Raw genomic sequence first — 14103 nt, 5'->3', positions numbered from 1 at the left:
CTCCAGTCGGCAGAAGATGGTGTGTGCCCCGGAGGGCACGGGCGCTCCCGGCTAGGGCGCAGTGAACAAGTCTACGACTTCTCGTGCCGCGGTGCCGACATCGGAGTTCACGATCCGCACGTCGAACTCGTCCTGGGCGGCGAGCTCGACCTTGGCGGTCTCGAGCCGGCGGGCCTGTTCCTCGGCGGACTCGGTGCCGCGGCCGATCAAGCGGCGGACGAGTTCCTCCCACGTCGGCGGGAGCAGGAACACCAGGACCGCCTCGGGCATGGCGTCGCGCACCTGCCGCGCGCCCTGCAGGTCGATCTCGAGCATCACCTTGTCGCCGGCGTCGAGCGCGCGGTCGATCGGCGGCCGCGGGGTGCCGTAGCGGTAGGAGTTGTGCACGACCGCCCACTCCAGGAGCTCGCGGTCGCGGATCATCCGGTCGAACTCGGCGTCGTCGACGAAGTAGTAGTGCACGCCGTCGACCTCGCCCGGTCGGGGCTTCCGGGTCGTCGCGGAGACGCTGAGGTTCACGTCCGGGTACTGCTCGCGGATGTACGCGCTCACCGTGCCCTTGCCCACGGCGGTGGGTCCGGCGAGCACGACGAGCTTCGACGTGCCACGTTTCCGGCCGCGCGCGGCGAGCCAGTCGGCCAGGGCCGAACGCTGCCGCGAGCCGAGTCCGCCGAGGCGCTTCGACGGCGCGATCCGCAGCTCGCTCATCACGGCCTCGGCACGGGCGGGACCGATGCCCGAGATGCTCGTCAGGAGGTCGCGGACGCGCAGCGACTTCTCGGCGGGCAGGTCGGCGTCGGACCAGGCGGCGCGGGCGACCTCGAGGGGGCTGCGCTCCCCCGACGCGACCTGCGCCTTGACCGCTGCCCGGGCGCGTCGCGCGGCCACGGCGGCGCGGGCGGCGGCGACCCGGTCGACCTCCGGCGGGTTCCGGTGCGCGGGGAGGCCGCTGCGGTCCACGGGTGCGCCGTCCGTGCCGTCCGTCACGCGGCCACCTCCAGCGCCACACGGATGCGGTCCGCCCGCTCCTGCACGAGCCCGGCGACCCCGTCGGGGCCGGCGGACAGCAGCCCGCGGGACTCGCTCACGAGCACCTGCTCGGCACGAGAGCCGTACAACGACCGGAGGTCCTCGATCCGGGCGCCCTGCGCGCCGAAGCCCGGGGCGAGCACCGGCGCGGAGCCGATGGCCGCCGCGTCGATGCCGAAGTCGTCGAGGTCGAGGGTGGCGCCGAGCACGAGCCCGACGTCCCCGAGCGGCTGGTCGCCGCCGGTCCGGTTGTCGTCTGCCACATCGAGCACGATACCGGCCGCGACCGTCCGGCCGGCACGCGGGCCCTCGGCGACGACCGCGGTCTGCAGCAGCCGTGCCTCGGGGTTGCTCGTCGCGGCGAGCACGAAGACCCCCGCACCGTTCCGGCGCGCCACGTCGACGGTGCCGACGAGCGACCCGTAGCCGAGGTACGGCGAGACCGTCATCGCGTCGGCCCGGAACGGCCCGTCGCGGTCCAGCCACGCCAGCGCGTAGTCGTCACCGGTCGAGCCGATGTCGCCCCGCTTGACGTCGGCGACGACCAGGAGGCCCGCATCACGTGCCCGACGGACGGTCGCGTCGAGCGCGCGGTAGCCGGCGACCCCCGCCGCCTCGAAGAAGGCGACCTGCGGCTTGACGATCGCCGCGCGGCCGGCGGCCGCGTCGACCAGGGCGGCGCCGAACGCCGTCAGCCCCTGCTCGTCGCGGCCGAGCCCCCACGCCGCCAGGGTGGCGGCGTGGGGGTCGATGCCGACGCACAGTGCGGAACGCGACCCGATGGCGGCGGCGAGCCGCACGCCGAAGGGGGCCGTGCCTCCCGGCCGGGTGTCAGCTGCCACGGGACCGGCCGTCACCAGGTCGCGCGCTCGAGCGCGTAGTCCTGCAGGCTTCGGACGCTGTGCGGCGTGCCGATCGTCTCGATCGCCGCGACCGCTGCACCCAGCTGCGCGATGGTCGTGAAGAGCGGCTTGTCCGCCGCGACCGTCGCCGCACGGATCTCGTACCCGTCCGCGCGACCGGCGGCACCGGACGGCGTGTTGATGACGATGTCGACCTCGTCGCGGGCGAGCAGGTCGACGACGCTCTCGCCGCCCTCGCTGTACTTGCCGACCAGCGTGACCTCGATGCCGTTGCGGCGGAGCACCTCGGCGGTGCCCTCGGTCGCGGTGATCGTAAAGCCGAGCTGCTGCAGGCGGTGCACCGGCAGGACCACCTGGCGCTTGTCGGTGTCCGCGACGCTCACGAACACCGTGCCGCTCGTCGGCAGGCCGCCGTACGCGGCGTCCTGCGACTTGAGGAAGGCGCGGGGGAAGTCGCGGTCGATGCCCATGACCTCGCCCGTGGAGCGCATCTCCGGGCTGAGCACCGAGTCGACGACCTGGCCGTCGTGGGTGCGGAAGCGGCGGAAGGGCAGCACGGCCTCCTTGACGGCGACCGGTGCCTGCGCGGGCACGGACGAGCCGTCACGCTCGGGCAGCAGGCCCTCGGCGACGAGCGCGTCGATCGAGGTGCCGGTCATGATGCGGCTCGCGGCCTTCGCGAGCGGGATGCCGAGCGCCTTCGAGACGAACGGGACCGTGCGGCTCGCGCGCGGGTTCGCCTCGAGCACGTAGAGCACGCCGGCGCCGATGGCGAACTGGACGTTGAGCAGGCCCTGCACGCCGATGCCGCGTGCGATCCGCTCGGTGGCCTCGACCACGCCGCGGATCTCCGCCTTGCCGAGTCCGACCGGGGGCAGGGTGCACGCCGAGTCGCCGGAGTGGATGCCGGCCTCCTCGATGTGCTCCATGATGCCGCCGATGTACAGGCGCTCCCCGTCGAACAGCGCGTCGACGTCGATCTCCACCGCGTCGTCCAGGAACCGGTCGACGAGCAGCGGGAGCTCCGGGCCGATGATCGCCTGGTCGGCCATCCGGTCGAAGTAGTCCGCCAGGGCGGCCGGGTCGTAGACGATCTCCATGCCGCGGCCGCCGAGCACGAAGGACGGGCGGACGAGGACCGGGTAGCCGATCTCCTCGGCGACCGCGGTCGCGCTCGCCAGGTCGTGCGCGGTGCCGTTGCGCGGTGCGAGCAGGCCGGCCTGCTCGAGGATCGCGGAGAACTGCCCGCGCTCCTCGGCGGAGTCGATCGCCGCGGGGCTCGTGCCGAGGATCGGGATCCCGGCCGCCTCGAGCGGCTTCGCCAGGCCCAGGGCGGTCTGGCCGCCGAGCTGCACGACGACGCCGACGAGCTCGCCGGAAGCGGCCTCGGCCTCGATGACCTCGAGGACGTCCTCTGTGGTGAGCGGCTCGAAGTAGAGCCGGTCCGAGGTGTCGTAGTCGGTCGACACCGTCTCCGGGTTGCAGTTGATCATGATCGTCTCGAACCCGGCCTCGCTGAGCGCGAAGGAGGCGTGGACGCACGAGTAGTCGAACTCGACGCCCTGGCCGATGCGGTTCGGGCCGGAGCCGAGGATGACGACCTTCTTGCGGTCGCTCGGGGCGACCTCGGTCTCGGTGTCGTACGACGAGTAGTGGTACGGCGTGAGGGCCGGGAACTCGCCGGCGCAGGTGTCGACCGTCTTGAAGACGGGGCGGATGCCCAGGGCGTGCCGCGCGTCGCGGGCCTCCTGCTCGGAGATCCCCCGCAGGCCCGCGATCTGAGCGTCGCTGAAGCCGTGCTCCTTGGCCCACCGGAGGGTGCCCGCGTCGAGCGTCTCGGCTGCTGCGACCTCGGCCGCGACCTCGTTGATGAGGACGATCTGGTCGATGAACCACGGGTCGATCTTCGTGGCCTCGAAGACCTCGTCCGCCGTGGCGCCGGCGACGAGCGCCTGCTGCACCGTGACGATGCGGCCGTCGGTCGGCACCTGGGCCTTCTCGAGCAGCGCGTCCTTGTCGAGCTCGGCCGCCCGGGTGTCCCAATGGAAGCTCGAGCCGCGCTTCTCGAGGCTCCGCAGGGACTTCTGCAGCGCGGTGGCGTAGTTCCGGCCGATGGCCATCGCCTCGCCGACGCTCTTCATCGTGGTTGTGAGCGTGGCGTCGGCCGCCGGGAACTTCTCGAACGCGAACCGCGGGGTCTTCACGACGACGTAGTCGAGCGTCGGCTCGAAGCTCGCCGGGGTGACGCGGGTGATGTCGTTCTCGATCTCGTCCAGGCGGTACCCGATGGCGAGCTTCGCGGCGATCTTCGCGATCGGGAAGCCCGTGGCCTTCGACGCGAGCGCCGACGAGCGGGAGACGCGCGGGTTCATCTCGATGACGATCAGGCGGCCGTTGGACGGGTCGACGGCGAACTGGATGTTGCAGCCACCGGTGTCGACACCGACGCGACGGATGATGTCGATGCCGATGTTCCGCATGTTCTGGTACTCGCGGTCGGTCAGCGTCAGCGCGGGGGCGACCGTGATCGAGTCGCCCGTGTGGACGCCCACCGGGTCCACGTTCTCGATCGAGCAGATCACGACGGTGTTGTCGAAGTTGTCCCGCATGAGCTCGAGCTCGTACTCCTTCCAGCCGAGGATCGACTCCTCGAGGAGCACCTCGGTGGTCGGGCTGGACTGCAGGCCGTCGCCGACGAAGCGGACGAGCTCCTCCTCGTTGTAGGCGAAGCCCGAACCGAGGCCGCCCATCGTGAAGGACGGCCGGACGACGAGCGGGTACCCGAGGTCGGCCGCGAACGCCTTGGCTTCCTCGAGGGTGTGCGCGATGTGGCTGCGGGCCACGTCGGCGCCGGACTCGAGGACGAGCTCCTTGAAGAGCTGGCGGTCCTCGCCGCGCTGGATCGCGTCGACCTTGGCGCCGATGAGCTCGACGCCGTACTTCTCGAGGATGCCCTCGGCTTCGAGCTTGATCGCCGCGTTGAGCGCCGTCTGACCGCCGAGGGTCGGCAGGACCGCGTCGGGCTGCTCGATCTTGATGATCTCCTCGAGCGAAGCGCTCGTGATCGGCTCGATGTAGGTCGCGTCGGCGAAGTCCGGGTCGGTCATGATCGTCGCCGGGTTCGGGTTGACGAGGATGACGCGGACGCCCTCGGCGCGGAGGACGCGGCACGCCTGGGTGCCGGAGTAGTCGAACTCGGCGGCCTGCCCGATGACGATCGGGCCGGAGCCGATGACGAGGACGGAGTTGATGTCTGCGCGCTTCGGCATCAGTTGGCTTCCTTCGTGACGTCGGCTGCGGGGGTCGTGGCGGTGGCGGTGGCCGCGTCGAGCGGCTCCCCCGCACGGCGCGCGCGGACCAGGTCGGCGAACCGGTCGAACAGGTACATGGAGTCGTGCGGGCCGGCGGCCGCCTCCGGGTGGTACTGCACGCTGAAGGCGGGCACGTCGAGGGCGCGGAGCCCCTCGACCACCTGGTCGTTCAGGGAGTAGTGCGAGACCTCGACCCGACCGAACCCGGCGGGCGACTCGACGACCTGGTCCAGGGGCGCGTCGACCGCGAAGCCGTGGTTCTGGCTCGTGATCTCGACCTTGCCCGTGGCGGTGTCGAGCACCGGCTGGTTGATCCCGCGGTGGCCGAACGGCAGCTTGTAGGTGCCGAAGCCCAGCGCGCGGCCGAGGAGCTGGTTGCCGAAGCAGATGCCGAAGAACGGGCGGCCGGTCCGCAGCGACTGCTGCAGGAGGTCGACCTGCGCGTCGCTCGCGGCGGGGTCGCCGGGGCCGTTCGAGTAGAACAGGGCGTCCGGCGCGAGGTCCTCGAGCGCCGCGGCGGTGATGTCCTGCGGCACGACGTGCACCTCGAACCCGCGCTCGGCGAGGTAGCGGGTGGTCGACGCCTTCACGCCCAGGTCGAGCACGGCGAGCCGGCCGATCTGCTCCCCGACGGCCGGGACCACGTAGGTCTCCGGCGTGGAGACGACCGACGAGAAGCTCGCACCCTGCATCGCGGCCTGGTCGCGGACGGCGGCCAGCTGCTCGTCGGCGGACAGGTCCGCGTCCGCACCGCTGAAGACGCCGCCCTTCATGGCGCCTGCGTCGCGGATCCGGCGGGTGAGCGCGCGGGTGTCGATCCCGGAGATGCCGACGATGCCGTCGCGCTCCAGGTGGTCGTCGAGCGTGCCGTTCGCGCGGTGGTTCGACACGACGCGGCTGGGGTCGCGGACGACGTAGCCCGCCACCCAGATGCGACGGGACTCGGGGTCCTCGTCGTTGACGCCCGTGTTGCCGATGTGCGGTGCCGTCTGCACCACGATCTGTCCGGCGTAGGACGGGTCGGTCAGCGTCTCCTGGTAGCCGGTCATGCCCGTGGCGAAGACCACCTCGCCGAGGGATCGGCCTCGGGCGCCGTACGCCCATCCGTCGTACCGGGTGCCGTCCTCGAGGACCAGCACGGCCCGTTCGCGTGTCATCAGTTCGTCCCTTCGCCCGCGGGGTGCGGGTGTTCGCGCGTCGTCGTCAGTCCCTGCAGGGCGGCGAGTGCTGCTGCGCCGCCTTCCGGGAACCGGAAGTAGGTGTCGAGGTCCGTCGCACCTGCGGCGCCGGTCGCCGTCCATCGCAGACGGACCAGTCCCCCGGGCTCGACCACACGGTCGATGGCCCACGTGGCGCGGTCGGCGCCGCGCACGGCGTCCACCGCGATCCAGCGGTCCACGGCGCCGGCGTGGTGCAGGACCACCCCGGTGTCGTGGACGGTCACCCCGCCGCGGCCCCGGAACCCGAGACCGCCGGCGGTGATGCGTTCGAGTGGCTCGTCGGCGCGGGTCGTCGCGACGGTGAACCCGTCCCAGGACCCGGCTGCCGGTCCGACGTCGGTCGGGACCGGGACGGGAGGCACGGCTGCCGTCTGACGCCTGGCCCGCGTCCGCCAGGTGCGCGCCATGGCGACGAACAGCAGGGCGACGAGGGCCAGGACGATCCCGCCGACGAGCCAGCGCAGCGCGTCACCGCTCATGCCGTCGCCTCCGCCCGCACGCTGCGCGCGTGCGCCGCGACGGTCTCGGCGTCGACGAGCTGGCCGTCGAGCACCGTCGGGGCGCCGTGGTGGAACGTCGCGACCACACGGCCGGGCAGCCGCATGCCGAGGTACGGCGAGTTCTGCGATTGGCCGGCGAGGTCGGCGATGGAGAACTCCCGCACCGCGGCGGGGTCGTAGAGCGTGAGCTCGGCGGGGGCGCCCTCGGCGATGCGCTGGCCGTGCCCCTCGACCTGGCCGATGCGGGCCGGCGCCTCGGACAGGACGCGCGCGACGTCGGCCCAGTCGAGCTGCCCGCTCTCGACCACGGCGGCGTGCACGACGCTCAGCGCCGACTCGAGCCCGACCATGCCGTTGGCGGCAGCCGGCCACTCGCAGCACTTCGCCTCGGCGGTGTGCGGTGCGTGGTCCGTCGCGACGATGTCGATCGTGCCGTCCGCCAGGGCACCGCGGAGCGCGTCGACGTCCTCACGGGAGCGCAGCGGCGGGTTCACCTTGTAGCGCGCGTCGTACCCGGGCGCCCCGTCGACCCCGGCGATGAGGTCCTCGGTGAGCACGAGGTGGTGCGGCGTGACCTCGGCGGTGACGTCGATGCCGCGGGACTTCGCCCAGCGGATGACCTCGACGCTGCCGGCGGTGGACACGTGGCAGACGTGCAGCCGGGCACCGACGTGGTCGGCGAGCAGCACGTCGCGGGCGATGATCGCCTCCTCCGCCACCGCGGGCCAGCCGGCGAGCCCGAGCTCCGACGACAGCCGGCCCTCGTTCATCTGCGCGCCGATGGTGAGCCGCGGTTCCTGCGCGTGCTGCGCGAGGACCCCGCCGAAGCCCTTGATGTACTCGAGCGCCCGGCGCATGAGCAGCGGGTCGGCGACGCAGGACCCGTCGTCCGAGAACACCCGGACCTTCGCCCTGCTCGTCGCCATGGCCCCGATCTCGGACAGGTGGGTTCCCTGCAGCCCCTGCGACACCGCACCGATCGGGCGGACCGTGACGTACCCGGCGTCGTCGCCGAGCGCCTGCACCTGCTCGACGACCCCCGCCGTGTCGGCGACCGGCGACGAGTTCGCCATCGCGTTCACCGCGGTGAAGCCGCCGGCGGCCGCCGCTCGCGACCCGGTGAGCACCGTCTCGGACTCCTCGAAACCGGGCTCGCGGAGGTGCGTGTGGAGGTCCACGAGGCCGGGCAGCGCGATCAGCCCGTCAGCGTCGACGACCGTGGCCCCGGCCGCGTCGAGACCGGACCCGACCGCGGTGATGCGCCGCGCCTCCAGGCGGATGTCGGCACGCGTGCCGTCGACCAGCTGCGCGCCACGGATGAGGTGAGCGGTCATGCGACGGACTCCTTCGGTTCGTGCTCGCCCGTCAGGGCGAGGTAGAGGACGGCCATCCGGACCGACACGCCGTTCGCGACCTGCTCGACGACGGTCGAGCGGGGGTCGTCGGCGGCGACCCCGGCGATCTCGAGTCCGCGGTTCATCGGCCCCGGGTGCATGATCAGCGTGCGCTCGGACAGGGCCGCCGCGCGGGCCGCCGTCAGGCCGAAGTGCCGCGTGTACTCGCGGGGGTTCGGGAAGAACGCGTCGTTCATGCGCTCCTGTTGGATGCGGAGGAGCATCACGACGTCCGGGTCCTCGGCGAGGGCCGCGTCGAGGTCGTGGTGCACTGCTCCGCCGAACGGGCGGTCGACCGCCGGCAGGAGCGTCGGCGGAGCCGCGAACGTGACCTGGGCGCCGAGCGTGCGGAGGAGCCAGGCGTTCGACCGGGCGACGCGGCTGTGCAGGACGTCGCCGACGATCGTCACGCGGACACCGTCCAGGGCCGCGCCCCGGCTGGCGTCACCGTGCAGCCGACGGCGCATCGTGAAGGCGTCGAGGAGCGCCTGGGTCGGGTGCTCGTGCGTCCCGTCGCCGGCGTTCACCACCGGGACGTCGATCCAGTCGGCCTCGGCGAGGACCCGCGGAGCGCCGGACGCGGGGTGCCGCATCACGATGCCGTCGATGCCCATCGCGCCGAGGGTCTGCACGGTGTCCTTGAGCGACTCGCCCTTCGAGACGCTCGAGCCCTTCGCAGCGAAGTTGATGACGTCGGCGGAGAGCCGCTTCGCCGCCGCCTCGAAGGAGATGCGGGTGCGGGTGGAGTCCTCGAAGAACAGGTTGACGACGGTCTTGCCGCGGAGGGCCGGGAGCTTCCGGACCTCGCGCGTGTTGACCTCGGCCATCTCCTCGGCGACGTCGAGGATCCGGACGGCCTCGTCGCGCGACAGGTCGGCGGTGGAGAGCAGGTGGCGCATCAGGCGTCGTCCCCCGGCTGCTCGATCACGACTTCGTCGGTGCCGTCGGTCTCGGTGAGGCGTAGCGTGACCCGTTCGTCGGACGCCGTCGGCAGGTTCTTGCCGACGTGGTCCGCCCGGATGGGGAGCTGCCGGTGCCCGCGGTCGACGAGCACGGCGAGCCGCACCGCACGGGGCCGCCCGATGCCCTGCAGGGCGTCGAGGGCGGCCCGCACGGTGCGGCCGGAGTACAGCACGTCGTCGACGAGCACGACGACCTTGCCGTCGATGCCGCTCGTCGGGATCGTGGTGCGGTGCGGTGCACGACCGATGCCGTGCCCCAGGTCGTCCCGGTGCATCGTCACGTCGAGCGTGCCGAGGCGCTGGTCGCGCTCGGCGGCCCACTCGGGCTCGATGTCCGCGAGCAGCGACGCGAGCCGCTCGGCCAGGACGGCACCCCGCGTCGGGATACCCAGGAGCACGAGGTCCGAGGCACCGTGGTTGGCCTCGAGGATCTCGTGCGCGATGCGTGTCAGGGCACGCGTGATGTCGGGCTGTTGCAGGACCGTTCTGGTGCCCACGCCGACCTCCTTCCCCGCCTCACCGGACGGACTTAAAGGACGCTGACGTGGTCAACCCTACCGGGACTCCTGGTCCCCTGCGACCGTCCGGCCGGACGGTGCGGCGTCGTCGTCGGCAGCGCCGGCGGAGGGAGCGGTGGCCGCCTTCGCCGACGGTGCACGGCCGCCCGCCACGGCGCCGAGCACGCCGTTCACGAAGCTCGCCGAGTCGTCGGTCGACAGCGACTGCGCGAGCTCGACCGCCTCGGCGATCGCCACCGCGTCCGGGACCTCCGGGTTGTACCGGAGCTCCCAGACACCCATCCGCAGGATGCAGCGGTCGAGCACGGGCATGCGGGCGATGGACCATCCCTGCGCGTGCTCCACGATCACCTTGTCGATGGCCGACCGGTCGTCGTCGACGCCCGTGACGATCTGCCGGGCGTAGTCCCAGCTCGAGGCACGCTCGGGCTGGTCGAGGTGCCGGACGGTCTCGGTCGCCAGGACGTCGGCGATCGGGAGCTCACGCACCTCGGCCACGTACAGCATGTCGAGGGCGCGCTTGCGGGCCTTCGAACGAGCACTCATCGGGCGGACGCCTAGGAGTTGACGCGGCCGAGGAAGCTGCCGTCGCGCGTGTCGATCTTCACGGTGGTGCCGTTCTCCAGGTACAGCGGCACCTGGATGCGGTGGCCGGTCGCGATGATCGTCGCGTCCTTCGTGCCGCCGGAGGAACGGTCGCCCTGCAGGCCCGGCTCGGTCTCGACCTCGGTGACGATCGACGTCGGGAGCTCGATGTAGAGCGGGTTGCCCTCGTTCATCGCGATGGTGACCATCGCGGACTCGAGCAGGAAGTTCTTCGCGTCGCCGACCACGGCCTCGGAGACCGGGATCTGGTCGTAGGTGTCGGTGTCCATGAACACGTAGGACTCGCCGTCCTGGTACAGGTACTGGTAGTCACGGCGGTCGACGGTCGCGGTGTCGATCTTCGCGCCGGCGTTGAACGTGCGGTCGACGACCTTGCCCGAGACGACGTTCTTCAGCTTGGTGCGGACGAACGCGCCGCCCTTGCCCGGCTTGACGTGCTGGAACTCGACGACCGACCAGAGCTGCCCGTCGATGATGAGAACGGCGCCGTTCTTGATGTCAGTGGTACTCGCCATGGGTCTTCCGTTCGATGGTGTTGTGAAGGTCTCCCGGACGTGCGTCCGGTCCCGACGGCGGCCGGGAGGCCCGTGCCGACGCCCCGACGAGTGTAGCGGACGGGCGCGGGACGGCCAGGCGCGACGGCGGGCGCGGGTCAGCGTCGTCGGCGCGCCCGCCACGCGTCGACCGCGGCCCACAGGAGCAGCACGACGGCCGCACCGCCCATCAACCCGCCGGCGGCGCCGGTGGACAGGACCGCCGTCGGCCGGGCCGGCATCGCCAGGTACACGATCGACAGCACCCCCGCACCGGCGCCGAGCAACACCAGGAGCACCCGGCGGATCAGTCCCGACACGACCTCGCGGTCCCGCCGGTCCGAGAACAACCGGATGTTGACGGCGAGCTTGCCGTTCTCGAGTGCCTCGCCGATGCGGTCCACGCGTCGCGGCAACCGACGGACCGTGGACACGACGCCGAAGAGCTCGCGGATCGCCAGGTCCCGCACCGCACGGGGGCGCAGCTGGTCCCGGATCTGCCCCCTGGCCAGGTCCCGCGACTCCTCGAGCAGGTCGAACGACGGCGCGAGCGTCCGAAGCGTGCCCTCGAAGATCGCCAGCGCACGTGCTGCCGCGACGAAGTCCGGCGGCGGCTTGAGCCGGTACCGACCGAACACGGCGACGGCGTCGTCCACCGTCTCGACGCCGATCCGCGCACCGGGCCCGAGCTCGTCCGCGACGAACGCCGCGATGTCCCGGCGGAAGTCGGCCTCGTCCTCGTCGTTCCGGACCGGCGCCATCCGCAGCACACCGTCGGCGATCCGGGCGGTGTCGTCCTGGATGTACCCGGCGAGCAGGTCCTGCACGGTCTCGCGGAGTCCGGGGTCGAGCCGCCCGACCGACCCGAAGTCGATGAGCGCCGGGCGGCCGTCCGGCAGCAGCACGACGTTCCCCGGGTGCAGGTCGGCGTGGTAGATCCCGTCGAACACGACCTGCCGCAGGAACGCGTCGAGGACGGCGCGCATCGGCTCGTCGAGGTCCCGCGTCGACCGGGCGGCACGTAGCGCGCTGAGGGTCTCGCCCTCGAGGAACTCCATGACCATCACACGTCGGCTCGACAGGTCCCGGTAGGGCTCCGGGAACGCCACCGCGTCGGGCCGGGCGCTCCGTGCCTGCGCGGCGCGGAGTGCTGCGAGGTTCCGCATCTCCGACGAGAAGTCCACCTGCCGGACCAGGTCGTCGGCGTACTGCTGCGCGACGTCGGCGACCCCGACCTGCCGCGCCTCGCTGCTCGTCCGGGCCAGGAACCGCACCACGCGGAGCGCGATGTCGACGTCGCGACGCACCGCCGCGTCGATGCCGGGGCGCTGGACCTTCACCGCCACGACCGTGCCGTCCTGCAGCGTCGCACGGTGCACCTGCGCGATCGAGGCGGCGGCGACCGGCTCCGGGTCGAAGCTCGCGAACACCTGGTCGACCGGGGCACCGAGCTCCTCCTCGAGCAGGGCGGCGACCGCGCCGGCGTCCGCCGGGGTCACGCTCCGCTGCAGGTGCGCGAGCCCCTCGGTCCACTCCTCCGGCAGCAGGTCGTCCCGCGTCGAGAGCAACTGGCCCATCTTCACGAAGCCGCCGCCGGCCTCCTCGAGGGCCCGCCGCAGGTGTTCCGCCTGGTCACGACGCAGGTCGGCGGTCTCGGGGGCGTGCGAGAAGTCGAGCCGGCGGAAGGGCAGTAGACGGTGACGACGGGCGATCGCGAGCAGCTCGGCGAAGCGGCGGCCACGGGACCGCAGGCTGCCGGCGTCGACGTCCTGCTGACCGAGGTCGCTCAGACGGGGCGGGGTGGGCACCGGACCAGTCTGCTCCCCCGCCCTGCGCACCTGCCGCGCTCCTCCACAGCCTGGAGGCACGGCGCGCCCTCCACAGGTCGGCTCGCCTCCGACGTCGGCGTGCGCCCGGCGCGCGACGTTGGGTGGCATGGAGACCGCACTCGTCGCGGCGAGCATCGCCGCCCTGGCGTCCACTGTCGGCGCCGTCGTCAGCTGGTTCGGCGCGTTCCAGGCGCGACGGACCGTGATCCGCCACCACGCCTGGGAACGCTTCACCTGGGCGCTCCGTCAGCAGCCGCACGACCGTGCGTACGACATCTCGATCGCTGTGCTCCGGAACCTCGCGACCGTATCGTGGTGGCCGAAACCGGATCGCCGACTGGCGTACCGCGCGCTCCGTCGTCGGGAACGGGCCGCAGCCGACGCCGAACGACCGCAAGGACCGACCGCTGGACAGGAGGCCGACTCATGAGGATCTTCCGACCACTGCCGGACGCACTCGATCCAGACCGTGACGACGACGAGTACTGGGCGTGGGAGAACGGGGCCACGCTCGACGAGTTCCGCGAGTGGGAACGCACCGGTGTGCTGACCGTCTCGATGCGCGTGCGGTGGTGGTGGCGTCGGACACGACCCACGCTGCGGTGATCCCGCGCGGAGCTAGATGTACTAGGCCGTTAGGTTGGTGACACTCGGGCTGCAGGTGTGAGTCCGTGGCTTGAGTGGGTCCGGCCAGTGTTGTAGTGCTCGATCCAGGGCGCAAGCGCGTCAGTTCGGGCCTGGTTGCTGGTGAAAGGCTGCCGGTACGCCCACTCGGTCGCGAGGGTCCGGTTGAACCGCTCGACCTTGCCGTTCTGCCACGGGCAGTGGGGTTTGATGAACTTCTGCCGCGCGCCCAGCGCCGCGACGGCGTCCTTGAACGCGGCCGAGTGCCGGTAGGCGAACGCGTTGTCCGAGATCACGCGCTCGATCGTTGCGATGCCGTGCTCAGCGAAGTAGGCCGCCGCGCGTGTCAGGAACGCTGCTGCGGTCGCGCCTTTCTCATCTGGGTGGATCTCCGCGTAGGCGAGTCGAGTGTGATCATCGACGGCCGCGTGGACGTAGTCGAACCCGATGCCGCGCCCCCGGAACTCCTCGCGGCGGCCGTGGACCCGCCAGCCTCCGCCGTCCGGGATCCGGCCGAGCTTCTTCACGTCCACGTGGACCATGTCGCCGGGATGCTCGTGCTCGTACCGGTTCTGTGTTGCCTTCGTCGCGCGGATCAGCGTCCCGGTGACCGGGTCCAGCCAGGCCAGCGGCGGCACACGGTGGCGGGTAAGGATGCGGGAGATCGTCCGCGCGGGAACACCGGTCGCAGCGGCGAGCCTGGCGGGGCCGAAC

At 72.0% G+C, this 14103-nt stretch carries 13 protein-coding genes and 1 pseudogene; 2 read left to right on the top strand and 12 right to left on the bottom strand.

Features of this window, described 5'->3' with window-relative positions; genetic code table 11:
- Positions 1 to 51 precede the first annotated feature (51 nt).
- From gmk to HUN58_RS00020, 11 genes are all read right to left on the bottom strand, one after another.
- Positions 52 to 987 carry a guanylate kinase gene (gene gmk, locus HUN58_RS00070; RefSeq protein ID WP_058742133.1) on the bottom strand — a complete coding sequence of 312 codons (936 nt, stop codon included), beginning with the start codon at positions 985 to 987 and terminating at the stop codon, positions 52 to 54.
- Entirely contained in the window at positions 984 to 1871 is an 888-nt protein-coding gene (gene pyrF / locus HUN58_RS00065; protein ID WP_229666822.1) for an orotidine-5'-phosphate decarboxylase, read from the bottom strand. Before pyrF ends, gmk begins: the two co-directional genes overlap by 4 nt.
- 11 nt (positions 1872 to 1882) lie before the next feature.
- Entirely contained in the window at positions 1883 to 5161 is a 3279-nt protein-coding gene (gene carB, locus HUN58_RS00060) for a carbamoyl-phosphate synthase large subunit (RefSeq protein WP_180225362.1), read from the bottom strand.
- Positions 5161 to 6360, bottom strand: coding sequence for a glutamine-hydrolyzing carbamoyl-phosphate synthase small subunit (gene carA / locus HUN58_RS00055; RefSeq protein ID WP_180225363.1), 1200 nt, complete (start codon positions 6358 to 6360; stop codon positions 5161 to 5163). Before carA ends, carB begins: the two co-directional genes overlap by 1 nt.
- Positions 6360 to 6902 (bottom strand): hypothetical protein, encoded by a 543-nt coding sequence (locus tag HUN58_RS00050; protein WP_114849975.1) that lies wholly within the window; start codon positions 6900 to 6902, stop codon positions 6360 to 6362. The genes carA and HUN58_RS00050 overlap by 1 nt, the downstream gene beginning before the upstream one ends.
- Positions 6899 to 8257 carry a dihydroorotase gene (locus HUN58_RS00045; protein ID WP_114849976.1) on the bottom strand — a complete coding sequence of 453 codons (1359 nt, stop codon included), beginning with the start codon at positions 8255 to 8257 and terminating at the stop codon, positions 6899 to 6901. The genes HUN58_RS00050 and HUN58_RS00045 overlap by 4 nt, the downstream gene beginning before the upstream one ends.
- Positions 8254 to 9216, bottom strand: coding sequence for an aspartate carbamoyltransferase catalytic subunit (locus HUN58_RS00040; RefSeq protein ID WP_058742128.1), 963 nt, complete (start codon positions 9214 to 9216; stop codon positions 8254 to 8256). The genes HUN58_RS00045 and HUN58_RS00040 overlap by 4 nt, the downstream gene beginning before the upstream one ends.
- Positions 9216 to 9776, bottom strand: coding sequence for a bifunctional pyr operon transcriptional regulator/uracil phosphoribosyltransferase PyrR (pyrR, locus tag HUN58_RS00035; RefSeq protein ID WP_058742127.1), 561 nt, complete (start codon positions 9774 to 9776; stop codon positions 9216 to 9218). Before pyrR ends, HUN58_RS00040 begins: the two co-directional genes overlap by 1 nt.
- Before the next feature lie 57 nt (positions 9777 to 9833).
- A complete protein-coding gene (nusB, locus tag HUN58_RS00030; RefSeq protein WP_083519979.1) occupies positions 9834 to 10343 on the bottom strand; it encodes a transcription antitermination factor NusB in 510 nt (169 codons plus the stop codon).
- An 11-nt stretch (positions 10344 to 10354) separates the two neighbouring features.
- Positions 10355 to 10918, bottom strand: a complete 564-nt coding sequence (gene efp, locus HUN58_RS00025; protein WP_058742126.1) for an elongation factor P — start codon at positions 10916 to 10918, stop codon at positions 10355 to 10357.
- Between the two features lie 137 nt (positions 10919 to 11055).
- The gene (locus HUN58_RS00020) at positions 11056 to 12744 is read right to left on the bottom strand and encodes an AarF/ABC1/UbiB kinase family protein (RefSeq protein ID WP_180225364.1); all 1689 of its coding nucleotides are present in this window, start codon (positions 12742 to 12744) and stop codon (positions 11056 to 11058) included.
- Between the two features lie 127 nt (positions 12745 to 12871).
- On the opposite strand from HUN58_RS00020, the gene HUN58_RS00015 reads away from it, so the two are divergent.
- Together HUN58_RS00015 and HUN58_RS00010 are read left to right on the top strand one after the other, a co-directional pair.
- Entirely contained in the window at positions 12872 to 13195 is a 324-nt protein-coding gene (locus HUN58_RS00015; protein ID WP_180225365.1) for a hypothetical protein, read from the top strand.
- A complete protein-coding gene (locus HUN58_RS00010) occupies positions 13192 to 13371 on the top strand; it encodes a hypothetical protein (RefSeq protein WP_058742123.1) in 180 nt (59 codons plus the stop codon). Before HUN58_RS00015 ends, HUN58_RS00010 begins: the two co-directional genes overlap by 4 nt.
- 29 nt (positions 13372 to 13400) lie before the next feature.
- On the opposite strand, the pseudogene HUN58_RS00005 reads toward HUN58_RS00010, so the two are convergent.
- Positions 13401 to 14099: pseudogene (locus HUN58_RS00005) on the bottom strand (IS481 family transposase); the annotation flags it as partial.
- Positions 14100 to 14103 lie beyond the last annotated feature (4 nt).

It is taken from the genome of Curtobacterium sp. Csp1, from assembly GCF_013347185.1.
Note: the sequence above shows the minus strand (reverse complement) of the source record. Positions and strands in the feature narration are given on the sequence as shown.

Coding starts and splice junctions, on each gene's coding strand:
- nusB (WP_083519979.1), bottom strand. CDS start 10,343: ATGAGTGCTCGTTCGAAGGCCCGCAAGCGCGCCCTCGACATGCTGTAC.
- carA (WP_180225363.1), bottom strand. CDS start 6,360: ATGACACGCGAACGGGCCGTGCTGGTCCTCGAGGACGGCACCCGGTAC.
- carB (WP_180225362.1), bottom strand. CDS start 5,161: ATGCCGAAGCGCGCAGACATCAACTCCGTCCTCGTCATCGGCTCCGGC.
- HUN58_RS00040 (WP_058742128.1), bottom strand. CDS start 9,216: ATGCGCCACCTGCTCTCCACCGCCGACCTGTCGCGCGACGAGGCCGTC.
- HUN58_RS00015 (WP_180225365.1), top strand. CDS start 12,872: ATGGAGACCGCACTCGTCGCGGCGAGCATCGCCGCCCTGGCGTCCACT.
- HUN58_RS00010 (WP_058742123.1), top strand. CDS start 13,192: ATGAGGATCTTCCGACCACTGCCGGACGCACTCGATCCAGACCGTGAC.
- efp (WP_058742126.1), bottom strand. CDS start 10,918: ATGGCGAGTACCACTGACATCAAGAACGGCGCCGTTCTCATCATCGAC.
- HUN58_RS00050 (WP_114849975.1), bottom strand. CDS start 6,902: ATGAGCGGTGACGCGCTGCGCTGGCTCGTCGGCGGGATCGTCCTGGCC.
- HUN58_RS00045 (WP_114849976.1), bottom strand. CDS start 8,257: ATGACCGCTCACCTCATCCGTGGCGCGCAGCTGGTCGACGGCACGCGT.